Origin of the sequence: Danxiaibacter flavus (genome assembly GCF_041060425.1) — a bacterium.
Lineage (GTDB): Bacteria > Bacteroidota > Bacteroidia > Chitinophagales > Chitinophagaceae > Danxiaibacter > Danxiaibacter flavus.
In genome coordinates this window covers 535424-550840 of sequence record NZ_JAULBC010000006.1, presented here as the reverse complement: position 1 = coordinate 550840, position 15417 = coordinate 535424, and the positions used below count along the sequence as shown (strand labels likewise).

General features: G+C 43.0%; 12 protein-coding genes. 1 reads left to right on the top strand and 11 read right to left on the bottom strand.

Annotated features, from left to right (window positions below; translation table 11 throughout):
- Positions 1 to 615: 615 nt before the first annotated feature.
- From QTN47_RS19330 to hppD, 5 genes are all read right to left on the bottom strand, one after another.
- Complete coding sequence (locus tag QTN47_RS19330; RefSeq protein ID WP_369331055.1) at positions 616 to 1020, bottom strand: VOC family protein; 405 nt, start codon at positions 1018 to 1020, stop codon at positions 616 to 618.
- A gap of 454 nt (positions 1021 to 1474) precedes the next feature.
- Entirely contained in the window at positions 1475 to 2398 is a 924-nt protein-coding gene (locus QTN47_RS19325) for a flavin reductase family protein (protein WP_369331054.1), read from the bottom strand.
- A complete protein-coding gene (locus QTN47_RS19320; RefSeq protein WP_369331053.1) occupies positions 2382 to 3398 on the bottom strand; it encodes a fumarylacetoacetate hydrolase family protein in 1017 nt (338 codons plus the stop codon). Before QTN47_RS19320 ends, QTN47_RS19325 begins: the two co-directional genes overlap by 17 nt.
- A gap of 363 nt (positions 3399 to 3761) precedes the next feature.
- Positions 3762 to 4919 (bottom strand): homogentisate 1,2-dioxygenase, encoded by a 1158-nt coding sequence (locus tag QTN47_RS19315; protein WP_369331052.1) that lies wholly within the window; start codon positions 4917 to 4919, stop codon positions 3762 to 3764.
- Between the two features lie 72 nt (positions 4920 to 4991).
- Positions 4992 to 6125, bottom strand: a complete 1134-nt coding sequence (gene hppD, locus QTN47_RS19310; RefSeq protein WP_369331051.1) for a 4-hydroxyphenylpyruvate dioxygenase — start codon at positions 6123 to 6125, stop codon at positions 4992 to 4994.
- A gap of 673 nt (positions 6126 to 6798) precedes the next feature.
- On the opposite strand from hppD, the gene phhA reads away from it, so the two are divergent.
- The gene (phhA, locus tag QTN47_RS19305; RefSeq protein ID WP_369331050.1) at positions 6799 to 7530 is read left to right on the top strand and encodes a phenylalanine 4-monooxygenase; all 732 of its coding nucleotides are present in this window, start codon (positions 6799 to 6801) and stop codon (positions 7528 to 7530) included.
- Positions 7531 to 7748: 218 nt separating this feature from the next.
- Here phhA and QTN47_RS19300 read toward each other — a convergent pair whose 3' ends face one another.
- The 6 genes from QTN47_RS19300 to QTN47_RS19275 form a co-directional block, all read right to left on the bottom strand.
- Positions 7749 to 9101 carry an alkaline phosphatase family protein gene (locus tag QTN47_RS19300; RefSeq protein ID WP_369331049.1) on the bottom strand — a complete coding sequence of 451 codons (1353 nt, stop codon included), beginning with the start codon at positions 9099 to 9101 and terminating at the stop codon, positions 7749 to 7751.
- A gap of 214 nt (positions 9102 to 9315) precedes the next feature.
- Positions 9316 to 10533, bottom strand: coding sequence for a metabolite traffic protein EboE (gene eboE / locus QTN47_RS19295; protein ID WP_369331048.1), 1218 nt, complete (start codon positions 10531 to 10533; stop codon positions 9316 to 9318).
- 33 nt (positions 10534 to 10566) lie between these two features.
- Entirely contained in the window at positions 10567 to 11796 is a 1230-nt protein-coding gene (locus tag QTN47_RS19290) for a 3-dehydroquinate synthase (RefSeq protein ID WP_369331047.1), read from the bottom strand.
- Between the two features lie 66 nt (positions 11797 to 11862).
- Positions 11863 to 12768, bottom strand: a complete 906-nt coding sequence (eboC, locus tag QTN47_RS19285) for a UbiA-like protein EboC (protein ID WP_369331046.1) — start codon at positions 12766 to 12768, stop codon at positions 11863 to 11865.
- A gap of 8 nt (positions 12769 to 12776) precedes the next feature.
- Entirely contained in the window at positions 12777 to 13763 is a 987-nt protein-coding gene (locus QTN47_RS19280; RefSeq protein WP_369331045.1) for a TatD family hydrolase, read from the bottom strand.
- A gap of 40 nt (positions 13764 to 13803) precedes the next feature.
- Positions 13804 to 14688, bottom strand: coding sequence for an EboA domain-containing protein (locus QTN47_RS19275; protein ID WP_369331044.1), 885 nt, complete (start codon positions 14686 to 14688; stop codon positions 13804 to 13806).
- Between the last annotated feature and the right edge of the window lie 729 nt (positions 14689 to 15417).

Genomic DNA, 15417 nt, shown 5'->3' with positions numbered 1-15417 from the left:
CACAAGCGACACGAACGAGGCACGACGATTTTGCCACAAAGACGCTAAGGGCGCAAGGAAGCACAAAGGTTTAAGCTTAAAGCCTAAAGCTCAAAGCTTTGGAACCACGGAGGCACAAGCGACACGAACGAGGCACGACGATTTTGCCATAAAGACGCTAAGGGCACAAGGAAGCACAAAGGTTTAAGCTTAAAGCCTAAAGCTCAAAGCTTTGGAATCACGGAGGCACAAGCGACACGAACGAGGCACGACGATTTTGCCACAAAGACGCTAAGGGCACAAGGAAGCACAAAGGTTTAAGCTTAAAGCCTAAAGCTCAAAGCTTTGGAACCACGGAGGCACAAGCGACACGAACGAGGCACGACGATTTTGCCACAAAGACGCTAAGGGCGCAAGGAAGCACAAAGGTTTAAGCTTAAAGCCTAAAGCTCAAAGCTTAGAACTAAAGTGAGTGTGTGTACCTGATGACGCTTCCTCCTGACGAAGAATCTATGTTTCAAAATCTTTGTGCTTCTTGGTGTTCTTTGTGCCTTCGTGTTTCCAACCTCGCTGCGTCGCAGCTTCTTCGCGCCCGCCGCGTGAAACAAGACTTCGGCAGGTTTTGGGCTCTCGGCTTTACGCTTTAGGCCCTTCAACCTCCGGCACGGAGTGCAAGGCTATGCGATTACCTTCGGTATCGATGAAGATGGCCATATAGCCATATTCCGGCGTTATTTGTGTTTTAGGAACGACGATCTTGCCGCCGGCAGCTTCTATCCTATCAAGAATATTCTGTACGTCCGGATTGCCATTTAAGTAAATCAAAGGTCCATCTGTTGAAGAAGGTTTATAAAATTCCGGATGATGGCAAAGCGCCCCGCCGATACTCATGGGAGTCTCAACCGGGAAGAGTCGCATTGTAAGTTCCTGCACATCAAGCGGCACCATTTCAATCTCAAATATTGCTTCATAAAACTTCTGAGCGCGGTCTATGTCGGTCGTCGGTATTTCGAACCAGCTTATTGCATTTTTGAAGACCATAACGGATGAGGATTGTTGAAGAGACAAGATACAAGGAAGATGTGAGGAAGGCAATAGAGTGAATGGTGAATAGTCAATAGTGAAAGGTGGAGCGGAATAATTGAACTCAATTCTCCTACAAATTGGGCAAGCCACCGTTCATAATAACAATAGCCAGCTTCGCGCTGAAAGACACAGTCATTGGAACAAAATAACACAATGTGTAAAATAAACTTCGTAAAGTATCTGAAGGGGCGTAAGCAAAACAGCGTGATGATTATTAACGGCCCTCCACAATAATATTTTGAAATAGTATCATGAATTACAGGGATTTTGAACCGTTGAGGCATGGACGGCGAAACTAAACACAGATATTTTTTTGATCCACTAACACGAAGGACGCAAAGGAGCACAAAGAACTAAAAGGAAGCACTTAAGCACCTAAGATCACAAAGCTTGCAAAAAATATAGGACATTATCTTTCATTAGCTGGTTTTGCGCTTTGGGTTTTAGGCTCTATGCTTTTCAACAACAACAGTATCACCTGCCAGGCATCACTTACTTTGTCTTCATTAAGCAATTCACCGATATAGGTTTCGAGTTTATTCATTTTATTGTGGTGGGCCAAATGCATTAGCATTGTCGTAACTTGCTCGTCTGCAAAAGCCGGATCTGCTTCAGGCAAGACGGATACGTTGGCAAGTTTCCCCAATTGATTACCAGTCAGTATTTTGCTATTTCGAATGAATGCAGGAAGAGCGTCGATTCCAATCCCTAACCGGACATTCGGTTTCTCAACTTCAAACAGGTTGTCTGAAGTAACAACAGCATACCAGTTATCACCTAACCGCGCAACCTGGTTGAGTTTTCGGGGATCAATCATTCCCTGTTCATCCAGAATTTCCTCTGCAATGTGCATGCAGATGATCTCGCAAAAGATCAGGTTGCCCGCGCCGCCTTCAATGCCCAGGTGTTTTATTTCAAGAACTTTGCACTCAAATTTTACCTTACTTTCCTTAACAAGGGGCGGCTTTATGTATACGGAAGCTTCCTCAGTAAATCCTGCTTTTCTAAATTCATTTACGCCCCTTTCATATTCGCAGGAACTCAGGCTCACCTGCTGCACCATATTTATATCTACAATATTAATTGCAACTTCGGGCACCTCCATTACATTCAGCAATGTGTGTTTGACTGTATTGTCACGTACCCGTCGGCATGGAGAGAAAATAACGATAGGTGGATTGGTTGAAAACAGATTGAAGAAACTAAACGGACTTAGATTGATTGCACCATCCTTACCTATGGTGCTCGCAAAAGCAATGGGGCGAGGCGCTACAGCATGTTGAAGATAACGTTGCCGGGAGGCTGCATTCAGATCTTTAAGATTTAACAGCATGCTTTTTATTTTCAAGAATGGAGTGATCAATCGTCTCTGCAGTTATTTTATTTACCAGCTTACCCAATTCCGCTATCTCAAGTTCGATAGTATCACCAGCCTGCAGCCATTGTTCTTTGTAATTGCCATCATGAAGTTTACCGGTACCATTCAATTCCAAAAAACAGCCAGTCCCGACAGTGCCGCTGCCTATTACATCACCGGGAGACAAGGTTACGCCGTAACTCGCTCTTTCAATTAATTCGGCAAATGTCCAATCCATATCTGACAGATTACCGCGACTGACTTCATTTCCATTCACTTTTGCAGTCATAGCAAGATTCCAGCTCTGACCAATATGGCCTGGTTTACAAGGCACTTCATAAGCCTTTAATTCTTCTGTTGTTACCAGCCAGGGACCTAATATAGTTGCAAAATCTTTTCCTTTTGCAGGCCCCAGGTTCAACAACATCTCTTCCATCTGTAACGTACGGGCACTTATGTCGTTCATGACCATCAGGCCTCCGATATAGTCGGCTGCTTCATTTGCTTTAATGTTTCTCCCTTTCCTGCAAACAACAATGGCGCATTCCAATTCGAAATCCAGTTTTTGAAAATGATCCGGCATGCATTTAATCTCGCCGGCGCCCTGTACCGATTGATGATTGCTAAAGTAGAACACGGGATATTCATCAAACTGTGCAATCATCTGCGCGCCGCGGTTACGCCTGGCAGATTCAACGTGTTGCCTGAACGCGTACCCGTCTCTCAGTGACGTTGGGTGGGTTACGGGTGAAAGCAAACGCAAATCGCGTAACGGTATGCCCTTTATGTCCGGCTGTTCTGCCAAATGTTTATAAGCCTGTAAAGCCAAAGGATATTGTGCTGCCCAATGCTTCAAAAACGAATCCATATCACCCACAAGTCCTTTATGCAGATCCTGCATATTATACACCAGGTCATCAACCAGGATTGCCAATTGCTCTTTGCCGTTCCTATGTAAATAAGAAATCAGTTTCATGAAAGATGTTGTGCGGTTATTAAAATATAGATCAAACCATTCAAACGATATACGATCTTAAACTCCCTGACCCATTTTACCGGAGGCTCCGACGGAGCCGAATGGAATACCAGTTTTCTTGCTACAAACAGGCAGTTCCTACGGAGCTTAAAATCCTTTTGCAAATTCGTTTGCCATTCTACATCGCTAACTTTCCCGATCGGTCATTCTGTAATATCTATTCTAATAACAAGCGATATATTCAATTCCTCACTTTCAATTGCTAACAATTCGCAAATTTGCATATTCCCACATTTGCACATTTGCATATTCCCCCATTTGCATGTTCGCCATTGTCAATTATCAATTCTCCATTTTCAATTGCTATTCCGCCCAACTCATCGTATAGCCCGGATCTTCAATTTCTTTTGCCTGTGTTGTTAAATGAAGCGGATGAAATGTGTCAATCATTACTGCCAATTCTTTGGTTTCTTTTGCTCCGATGCTTTTCTGAACTGCGCCCGGGTGTGGCCCGTGCGGTATCCCGGAAGGATGCAGTGTGATCATTCCGCGAAATACATTTTTCCGGCTCATAAAATCACCATCTACATAATAAATCACTTCATCGCTATCTATATTGCTATGATTGTATGGCGCGGGAATTGACTGCGGATGATAATCAAACAAGCGGGGCACGAAAGAACATACAACAAAATTATTTGCTTCAAAAGTCTGGTGTACTGGCGGCGGTTGGTGTACGCGACCCGTAATCGGCTCAAAGTCATGAATACTGAACGCAAAAGGATAACAACAACCATCCCAGCCAATCACATCAAACGGATGTGCTTTATAGTGCATGCTGTATAGCCAACCACTCTTCTTTACCTTGATAAAATAATCGCCCTCATCAGTAACTGTTTCGAGTACTTGTGGGGGACGGATATCTCTTTCACAGTAAGGCGAATGTTCCAGCAATTGCCCATTTTTGCTTAGGTATTTTTTGGGAAAACGAATGGGACTGAAGGATTCAACAATAAACAACCGGTTCTGCGTAGTTGCAAATTCTATCTGATAAGTGGTTCCTCGCGGCACTACCAGGTAATCGCCGTAACCGAAAGGAATTTTCCCGTAAGAAGTATGCAACACACCACTTCCTTCATGAATAAAAATGAGTTCATCCGCGTCCGCATTTTTATAAAAATATCCGGACATGCTTTTTTGTGGCGCGGCCAAAACAATATGACAATCATTGTTCATCAACACCGTATTTCGACTCTCCAGGTAGTCTTCTGCCGGTTTAATATCGAAGCCTTTAAAGCAACGATGCTGCAGTAGTTGGTGTTCAGCTGGTATGGGCGATACTTGCTTCGCGTCTTCGGTTTTAATGATCTGTGTCGGCGGGTGATGATGGTAGAGCAAAGATGAGTCACTCGAAAATCCTTCGGTTGAAAATAATTGTTCCGAATATAAACTTCCGTCCGGCTTGCGAAATTGCGTGTGCCGTTTGTGTGGTATTTGTCCAAGCGAATAGTAATATGGCATAATAAATAGGTTTGAGGTATCAGGCATCAGGTGTCTGGTTTCAGGCATTAAGTATTAAGCATTAATAGTTGCCTACAGGTTCCCTCTCAACGCCTGTTCTCTTTCGATCGCTTCGAACAATGCTTTAAAGTTTCCTGCACCAAAGCTTTTTGCGCCTTTTCGGTGAATGACTTCAAAGAAGAGCGTAGGACGATCCTGAACCGGTTTTGTAAATATTTGCAAGAGGTACCCTTCATCATCCCTGTCTACCAAAACTCCCAGCTCCTTCAACGCAAGAACGCTTTCGTCAATCTTGCCAACCCTCTCAGCCAACTGTTCGTAATACGTACCTGGTGGTGTGCTTAGAAACTCAACACCACGGGATTTCATGGCCTTTACCGTGGTAATAATATCACTGGTAGCAACCGCAATGTGCTGTACACCTTCACCTTCATAAAATTCCAGGTACTCTTCCACCTGAGACTTTTTCTTTCCTTCCGCCGGTTCATTGATTGGGAATTTCACAAAGCCATTACCGTTACTCATCACCTTACTCATCAAAGCGGAGTATTCCGTATTGATTTGTTTGTCATCAAAGGATAAAATGTTGGTAAAGCCCATCACATCTTCGTACCATTTTACAACAGGTAACATCCTGTTCCAACCAACATTGCCAACACAGTGATCAACATACAGCAATCCGGTCTCCGTTGGCTGGTAGTTACTTTTCCATGGCTTATAGCCGGGGAGAAAAACACCTTTGTAATCCTTCCGCTCTACAAACAAATGCACGGTTTCGCCGTAAGTCTTTATACCGCTGATGCGCGCAATGCCATCTTCATCTTTTAATGTAACCGGTTCCATATATGTTTCCGCGCCTCTTCGTGTAGTTTCTTCGAAAGCTTCATATGCATCATCAACCGATAGCGCAAGCATTTTTACACCGTCGCCATGCTTTTGAATATGCCGGGCAATAACGTGATTGGAGGATAACGGCGATGTTAACACCAATCTTATTTTACCCTGCGAAAGCACATAAGAAGCCCTGTCCCGTACGCCGGTTTCCGGCCCTGCGTACGCCAGGGATTGAAAACCAAAAGCTGTTTTATAGTAAAGCGCAGACTGTTTGGCATTACCTACATACAGTTCTATATGATCGGTACCATTTAACTGAAGAAAATCGTGTTCAACAGTTGCAGACTGCTTTTCCGTGATAGGTGTGTTCATATGGAATATCGTTAGTCGTTAGAAAATGCCTGATGTACGCATTTCTCAATACATACCAGGTCGAACAAAAACCAAGCCGCAACAACTTAACGAACCGAGTCGGTAGCAAGCGTTAATACCAGGAAGATATAGCCGGTGCGTTCATCAGAAAAGATCTTATGAGAATAATCGGGTCTCATGAAGAATGTGTTTAGCTATTGCAAATGTACGAGGAAATTCACGATGTCAATCGTGAATAGTCAATAGTGAATGGTGAATAGTGAAGGGTGCGAGCAGGTCCCTTTCATGCAGTCAGGTTCGGAAGGCAAAAAGTCAATAGTGAATGGTGAATAGTGAAATGTGTAGCAGTAATTACATGTGGCCAGCCTTTTCAGGGCTAGGCTTTATTGTAATCAGAAAACACTATGTTAATTTTTCGGGGTTTCCCGAACAGTTTAAAGGCTGCACCTTTCACTATTGACCATTCACTATTCACTGTCTTGCTGTTGCTGACAAAAAAAGATAACTTTACAAAGATTTATTGCCTATGATCCACTTCAGGTCAGTAGAGAAAAAAGTTCGTAAAAGAAGGCCTGTTTAGCAAATACTACTTCAGCATGGGGCGATTTATGCTCCGCCCTTTAACGCTCCGGTCAAATTATTATTCTTCACTGATCTAGCTAAAACTTGCCGTATGTTAACACAATCAACTCCATCATATTCTGCCACAGATTATCAGACCTGGTCCATCTTATTTGATAGACAGGTTAAGGCCGTTCAACAGTTTGCCTACCCGCATTTTTGGAAAGGCGTTCAGGAATTGGGCTTCACGGCTGATACCATTCCGGATTTTGATGATATTAACCAGCGACTTGCTAAACTCACCGGGTGGTCGATTTACCCGGTTCCCGGGTTAATTGACAACCTCTTGTTTTTTGAACAGTTGTATGACAATAAGTTTGGCACAACCAACTGGCTGCGGAAGCCTGAGCAGTTAGATTACCTCGAGGAGCCGGATATGTTTCATGATGTTTTTGGACATATCCCGTTGCTTACAGATCCTTTTATTTGCAGCTATCTGCATGTGCTGGCTGGCATTGTAATCCGCAACAGCAATAATGAAGATATAATAGAGGCAATTGCAAGGTTATACTGGTACACCATTGAGTTTGGCCTGGTGAGGGATAAAGACGACCTGAAAATTTATGGCGCAGGAATTCTTTCTTCTATTGCTGAAACCAAATATTCGCTTTCCGATGAACCTGCACACGTTCCGTTTAATGTGGCAAAAATTGTAGAAACGCCTTACATAAAAGATAGTTTTCAGAAACAATATTTTGTAGTTGATTCTTTGCAGGAACTGGAAGACGCGGAAGAAGGGCTGGAAGAGTATCTTTTGGAGAAGTTTAAGAGAATGGATAATTGAAAATGAGGAAAAAGTCAAAATTCAAAAGTAAAAATTCAAAAAGCCTGAAAGATCTGATCGCATTCTCTGTGTAGCTCAGTGCCTTCTCCGTGTGACTCTGTGTAACTGTATTTTTTATTTTACAGAGGAAGCCAGAAGTTACTTTTAAAAGAAGTATTGCCTGTAATTTCATCCGGTAGAGAAATATCGAAGAAATTACAGGCAATTTTTATTGTTGCTTAATTCGTCAAATGTTGCCAGATAACATCATACACATCCACTGCCTCTAAATGATCTTTACTTACAGGCAGATCTGTCACTAATACCGGATGATAGGCTTTATCACTGACAACGGCGCCATGAGAGCCTTTTACTAATGTGGCATCTAATGGAATTACATCCATCACATAACGGAAGCCGGCTTTCTTACGCAACAACTTGTAAGCAGCTCTTGCTTTTGAGGTCATAAATAACTCGACAGGATCATACCCCGGCTTTTTGTGAATATCAACAACCCTTGCATAGTCAGGGGCGACTGCATCATCCAGCCAGAAATAATAAGTGAACCAGCTTCGTTCATCTGCCATTAGAACGAGATCACCGCTTCTTTCATGATCTATATGATATTCTTTTTGTTGCTCTTTATCTAACACCAACTGTACACCGGGCAAACCTGTGACAAGCTTTTTAACCTTTTCCCTAACGGAGGGATCATTTATGTAGATATGCGCCACCTGATGATCAGAAACAGCAAAGGCTTTTGAAACGCCGGCATCCAGCAATTCAAGTCCCCGTTCTACACGAATGCCCAATAAATTATGTTCACGCAGCAGCCTGTTGATGTGAACAGGCCGGCTGACAGCGTTAATACCATATTCTGAAAGCAGGATTATCCTGGCATTTTTAGAGGTGTAATATTCAACCAGATCCTTTACAATATTATCAATTTCACCAAGCTCTTTTGCAATAGCAGCCGCATCGCTACCATATTTTTGGAGACAATAATCTAAATGCGGCAGATAGATCAGCGTTAAAGTGGGATCATATTTTTTGTCCGTGTAAACAGATGCATCTGCGATCCATTTAGTGGAGGTAACATCTGCACCTGGACCCCAGAATTTGAATAAAGGGAACTGACCCAATTCTTTCTGCAATTCATCACGCAGTTCTGCCGGCACTGAATAACAATCCGGCATTTTACGGCCATCGGCCAGGTAATTCGGACGTGGTGTTACAGCGTAATCAGCACTTGAGTACATATTGTACCACCAGAACATTTTTGATACAGTGAAAGAAGGATCTTCTTTCCTGGCGCGTTCCCAGATTTTTTCGGCCTTTACCAATTTGTTTGATTGCTTCCAGAATTTGATCTCGCTATCGGTATGATCATACCAGCCATTGCCTACAATACCATGCTCAGAAGGCCATTTACCTGTTATATAAGTTGACTGCACGCTAGTGGTTACCGCCGGCAGCATCGGATCAATTGTATTGAAATGTTTTTTTTCGAGGTAATTTTTAATGAATGGCGTGTGTTCACCTATTACGGAAGAAGACAAACCAACAATATCAATAACAACTGTTTTTTTCATCGGTGGAGTTTAAATTTTACCAGTTCTACAAATCATCAAATTTATCGAATGTATAATATCACCCCCCGCCCGTCCGGTCAGGCGGGCTTCGGGATTTGAAACGAAGGCAGACTGCGTTCTTATCTTACTTTTCTATCTTGCATTCTTATCATTTCGTACATCTTGCCCATCTTGCCCATCTTACACGTCTTACGATCTTACAATCTTACGGTCTTCATATGCTGCTGCAGCACAACAATTTACTCACCCATTCCATTTCACGGATAATTGACTGCGTGATCGGCATGCGCATTTCTTCAGGCAACACTTCCCAGGTATAAGTTTCTACTTCAAGATGTGAAGTAAAAGACTGGTGACGATGCAGGGCCAGCACTTTACGGATGTCCTGTTGTGTTGACTGTAATACATCATATTGCTCAATGAATAGCGGCACGTGAAAATGCGCTCTCCATTCAGTCACGTCAAGATTATCCTTATCTGCAAGCGCCTCCGGCATGTCTGCATAACGGATCAATTCACTATCTGTTTGTTTAGCAACAACCTGGTGAAGATAAACCGGCTCATTAAAGCGTTCAAAGGCATCAATTACTTCAGTACGCTCACCGGGCTCTGCAGGTAATTTGGCTTTCAGAGCCGCACTGATCTGAATCTTACCGGTTTTAATACCAAGTGATTTTATCTGACGCACCATCTCTGCATGGTCTTCGTAACAGATCGCAAAATGGCAAACATCATAACACAATTGAATGTGCTGTTTAATTGCAGCCTCGGCAGCATCTTCCAATATGCCATTCCGTTCCTGTAAATGCTTTGTTCCTAATGGTAGCAGGTATTGTGTATACCAGTCGATAAATTCTTTTCCTTCACCCAACAATCCGTCTGGCTCTGGTTCAATATCAAGGTGAATTAATTTGCCTGTTTGAGCTTTTACTTCAATCAGGTAATCTACTATCTCAAGAATATGATTTGTTGCAGTTGTAAAGACATTGGGCAAGTCAGCAGCAGTATGCCAAAACCGGTAGGACAATGGTGAGGTTGATATACCTCCATCCATCCCTTCGGGCACTAAGGCTGCTAATATCTGAATCAGTCTTTTAGTGTATTCAACACGATCAACGGTTGTCCAGTCAGGCGCATGCACATTGTCTTTTACCCTGGTGTTATGAAAGCCCCCGTAAGGAAAACCATTCATGGTAAAAACATAACAATCATGTTGCTTCAACCAATCCTGAAACACCGGCAGGTTATTATCTTTCAGCAGTTCTATACTGGCTTCGTTGGATAAACGCAAGCCGATACCAAAAGCCCTGCCGGGAGATAATTGTTCTTTTATCTGTGGAATATGCTCTTGCAGCTTTGCAAAATGATCGTGCCAGCTTTCTCCGGCATGAATATTACTGCAATATGTCAGGTGACCGTAACTAGTAAGCATTTTAACTTGTTCTTGTGTTTAAGAAAATTGTTTTCATATGGTGCCCAGCCATGCTGAGGCTTTTTGTAAAAGCGCTATATCAAGTTCATGCACTTCTTCACCCTGCCCGATAGCCGACAGCAACATAATAGTGAGCTTGCCACCAAGGTGTTCCCTGAATTCTTCCAATCCTTTTATGACAGGACTTGATTCATCTTTTATTTCCATCAGTGGATGCGAAATTGAAAAGCCCAGATCTAACAGCACATCCACAATACTTTTTGCATCATCTTCCGAAAGTCTGCCTGAAACAAAAGAATAGGCGCTATCCAGTGCTATACCCAGCGCAACGGCTTCACCATGTTTAACTGTAAACCCTGAAAGTTGCTCGAGTTTATGAGCACTCCAATGACCAAAATCCAACGGACGGGAGGAGCCCATTTCAAAAGGATCACCACTGGCAATGTGCTCCATGTGCAAAGCCGCACTCCGTTGTACCAGGTATTTCATTGCCTCCATGTTTCTGGCAGCAAGCACAGTCGCATTTTCTTTCAACCACGCAAAAAACGGTGCATCCTTTATCAATGCAACTTTCACTGCTTCGGAAATTCCGGAGCGCCACTCAGCATCTGTTAATGTAGTAAGAAAATAAAAATCATTGAACACAGCCACAGGAGGGGCAAACGTGCCCAGGAAGTTTTTCTTTCCTTTATAGTTCACTCCATTCTTAACGCCGATCGCTGAATCATCCTGCGACAAAACCGTTGTAGGAATGCGGACATGCCTGATGCCCCGATGTGAGATTGCAGCAGCATAACCAACAAGATCTAACACTGCACCGCCACCAATTGCCACAATATATGAATGACGATCAATGCTGTATTTATCAACAGCATCAACAATCTTTAACAAAAGGCTCTCCGTATTTTTTGCTGCTTCCCCTCCCGGAACAACCATTATTTCGTCCACAAGAGCAATGCTTGTTTCGTGGGAGAAATAATTTCTTATCTGCTCATCCAGATATCCGTGGTGATTCATCACACCTTCATCCACCACAAAAAAAATCTTCTTAACGGTATCGCTTTTGTGTTGATGTAAAAAATCTTTCAGCAGCGTATTCTTCCCGTCAAACAAATGCGTTGTAAAGTACACATCGTATGCAAACTTCACACTGAATGACTGCCGCACAACGGTTGCATTCGTCTCCATCAAAGTATCAGTTAATTGTTGCATAATAAGTTCTACGTAATAAGTTGTATGTTTTACGTTATGAAAATGTGCCAAAACCGGTATTTATATCAAATTGATTGTACATTTTATTTCGACACAATTAGTAATGATAAAAAAATATTAAGTAACCGCAAAAAGCTTTGCAAGCCCAATTGATACGGGCAATAATACCAATATCAATAGTGCCAGGTAAATCATACCAAATGCAGCCGCCCACGCAGCATTCATAATGATCAATGCGATCACTCCTGCTTTAACGGCTTTACCAATCAATGGCCCTGCGGGTTGACGTATCGCCTTTCTTAAAGGTGGAAATATCATTATTCCGAAAAGTAATACAAAAGGAACAACCTGCCATCCTGCTCCGTTCGTGAAAGCAACGGCAATAATCGAAGCAATCACAATAAGATATAAGCTGACAGCGGCATATAAAGTTGTCCTTTTTCCACCATGCACTTCTCCCCTGCTGATCATAGTTATCGCTGCTATGTAAACAACCGGTATAAAACCGAGGTACCAGTGATCGGTGATCGCTTCAGGAATGATGCTCATGCCAAGCAGTAAGTTCGCACCCCGGCACAATCCCATATTAACCGGGCCGAACAGAGACTGATGCTTGCCCCATTTATCGTACACCAAAGCACATATCGCAGTAACGATGGCAAGTATGGTGGAGACTGAAAATAAGTTTCCGGGATGTACTAACGATGCCGCCACTATGCCAATGAGCAAAAGAATTGCCCCGAGTGAAGTTGCCGCACCCTTACTGATCAATCCACTCGGAATTGGACGCTCGGGCCGCTCCACTTTGTCCAGCGCTGCATCAAAAACATCGTTGAACACAACTCCGCCGCCGTAAAGGCCGGTAGTTGAAATAACCAACAGCAACACCGGTTGCAATTGCTGAATATTCCAGTTACCATTTACCGTAAATCCTGCGATGGCAACACCCGCAAGTATATCGGCAATGGCAGTTATAATATTTGCCAAACGCATGAGCCTGAGCATTCCGACAACTTTCTTCACGCGTTCTGCTATTTAATGATCATTGAATTTTTATCGACACGAGGTTGTTGTCCGCCGCGCAGAATAGTATTACCCTCAAATTTTTCACTTTGATCTATACCCTGTGCTACTGTGAAATCATCAACATTAATCTGACCGCTTTGTGCAAAGGCGGTGATCGCATTCTGGTACGTTACCATGCGGATATCTTCATCGCTAAAACCATGATCTTTCATGAGCGCGGCCGTCTTAGGTACAGCCAATGGATCGCTAATGCCCCAGTCAGCAGCAGAATTGATCATGATACGTTCTGTGCCGTACTGTTTTACAATCTCCACCATTCTTTCGTTACCCATTTTGGTGAAAGGATAAATGGTGAATGCAGCCCAAAATCCGCGATCCAGCACTTCTTTCACCGTTTCTTCATTATTGTGGTCAACTATAACGGTGTACGGATCAAGGTTGTGCTCCAGTGCAATATCCATACTTCGGCTGGTACCTTTTTTCTTATCACGGTGCGGCGTGTGAATTTGCACTGGCATGGACGCTTCCTTCGCCAGTTCCAGTTGCAGACGGTAATATTTATCTTCGGCGGGCGTCTGGTCATCAAAACCAATTTCACCCACACCAACTACACCTTCTTTATAAATAAACAACGGCAATATTTCCATTACCTGCTCAGCTAATGCTTCATTGTTTGCTTCGCGGGAATTAAGACCGATAGTACAGTAGTGTTTGATACCGAACTGGGAAGACCGGAAACGCTCCCAGCCGACAAGGCTGCTGTAATAATCCCTGAAAGTATCAACGCCGGTACGAGGCTGCCCCAACCAGAAAGCAGGCTCTATAATTGCGACGATACCGGCATCAGCCATTGCCTGGTAATCATCGGTTGTACGCGAAGTCATGTGAATATGCGGATCAAAAAAACGCATGCCTTTAATACGTTCCAGGTAAGAAGTATCCTGTTTACCGGGAAGCAGGTCTTTTTCTGTCAGGTTGTTACTGCAACACATAATCTAAGTAGTATTTGATAAAATGATTGAAGCCTTATTTTTATGCTAACACTGTCATGTATCTTTCTCCAAGAATCCACCATGTTAGCCTGTCATTTTTAATTTCGTCCGCAAGGCGGGAATGCGATTGAAGCAGTTCTTTTGCGGGGGTATAATTCGCGTCGTTACATGCCAGGGCTGCTGCCGCTTGTTCTATTTTATCCGTTGAATCGAATACCCTTTTTATATCGTCAAAATTATTTTCGTTTATAAAACGTCCCACGCCTCTCCACAATTGCGGATTTATGGCTCTTCCTGCGGCCCAGCGTTCGTGCGCGTAATCAACTAGTGTATCGGCAAGTTCTTTATTGTTGCGCTTATCCAATCCAATGATGCGATGAACTGGTTTTTCTGTGAAAAAAGCTTTTAGCACAAGCTGATTCCAGGCCTTATCATCGAGGTAAACTGACGGATATGGATTGTCGCAAATGATGGTCTGCAATACCGTTCCGATATTGCTGCGAATACCTTCTGCGCAGCGCTTTGCCCAAAGTTCGGGATAAGCAAGCACCGGAAGACTTGCATAAAGCGCTTCCTGCTCGTTGACATCAGCTGTCAAAAAAAGATTTTCAATACTGCGGAAATATTTTTGCTGGTCGGTAGCGTCCAATTGCATGAGCAGCCAAACGCGGCAAAGGCGGTCAACCGGCCATCCTTCGATCGTAAAGCCCGGTAACAGAGATGCTATTTGTTTTTGCTGATCATTGGTAATAGAAACAGATGCCTTACCTGTTTTGGAGGGTATTGCTGCAAAAGTTCTGTTGAACCTGCCTGTGTTTGCCTGGTTAGTGTTTTCATGGAGCCAGTTCCATATTTCACCACTAACATTCTGCGATACAACTTCCGCAATTGTTTTTGTCAATTGCTCCCATGAATAATTAAACATGCCAGTCGTTAGAGTTATCAGTTTTAAAATACGCTTAAAAAGCAGATGGTAAATATAGGGAATTTGGGCGTATAGCTGTCAGCTTTTAGCTATCGGCTAACAGCTTTTCTGCCCGAAGAAATGTCCGACGGACAAAAAAATATTTTTACATGATCATCAATCAGTCTGCTATACGCAGCCAGCGATCGAATAATTAACGGGATTCCCTCTGCATAGTTTTAAAATGCATGCATAAATGCGACCGCGTTGATTTAATTTCTACCCGAATTTCGAAAGCCATCAAAAAGAAAGGGGAACGTACCGATCTTCCTATGATTGTATATATCCTACGGACAATAAAGCTTCGTAATTCTGTAAGCTACTGAGCTTGATGCCCTATGGGCAATCGATTGGAGATGTTAAGTGGGCCTTGGTTTCTCAATTCAGATAATTTTTGTGAGGAAAGTGTGCATAAATGAGGCTACGTTAGATTCATCAAATTAACTTCCGGTTTTCCTTGAGTCTGTGTAGCCAGAGGAAAAAATTCGCTCCAGGTTTGACTTTTCCATCAATTAAAATTACTTATAATATCACCTGCGAAGTCGCCAGAAGAATGTTTCCATTTTTCCCGTAGGAAATTAAACTCAATTAAAAGCAGGCCAAAATTGAACAGCCTTTTGCCAATGACATGGAGGCTGTTTTTTTCATTGCCGTCTGCTTCAGCTGACGGAAAACGAAATTAACTGAAGA

What these genes read in the sequence shown, in the direction of transcription:
- QTN47_RS19330 (WP_369331055.1), bottom strand. Translation starts at nt 1,020, where the DNA reads ATGGTCTTCAAAAATGCAATAAGCTGGTTCGAAATACCGACGACCGAC.
- QTN47_RS19325 (WP_369331054.1), bottom strand. Translation starts at nt 2,398, where the DNA reads ATGCTGTTAAATCTTAAAGATCTGAATGCAGCCTCCCGGCAACGTTAT.
- QTN47_RS19320 (WP_369331053.1), bottom strand. Translation starts at nt 3,398, where the DNA reads ATGAAACTGATTTCTTATTTACATAGGAACGGCAAAGAGCAATTGGCA.
- QTN47_RS19315 (WP_369331052.1), bottom strand. Translation starts at nt 4,919, where the DNA reads ATGCCATATTACTATTCGCTTGGACAAATACCACACAAACGGCACACG.
- hppD (WP_369331051.1), bottom strand. Translation starts at nt 6,125, where the DNA reads ATGAACACACCTATCACGGAAAAGCAGTCTGCAACTGTTGAACACGAT.
- phhA (WP_369331050.1), top strand. Translation starts at nt 6,799, where the DNA reads ATGTTAACACAATCAACTCCATCATATTCTGCCACAGATTATCAGACC.
- QTN47_RS19300 (WP_369331049.1), bottom strand. Translation starts at nt 9,101, where the DNA reads ATGAAAAAAACAGTTGTTATTGATATTGTTGGTTTGTCTTCTTCCGTA.
- eboE (WP_369331048.1), bottom strand. Translation starts at nt 10,533, where the DNA reads ATGCTTACTAGTTACGGTCACCTGACATATTGCAGTAATATTCATGCC.
- QTN47_RS19280 (WP_369331045.1), bottom strand. Translation starts at nt 13,763, where the DNA reads ATGTGTTGCAGTAACAACCTGACAGAAAAAGACCTGCTTCCCGGTAAA.
- QTN47_RS19275 (WP_369331044.1), bottom strand. Translation starts at nt 14,688, where the DNA reads ATGTTTAATTATTCATGGGAGCAATTGACAAAAACAATTGCGGAAGTT.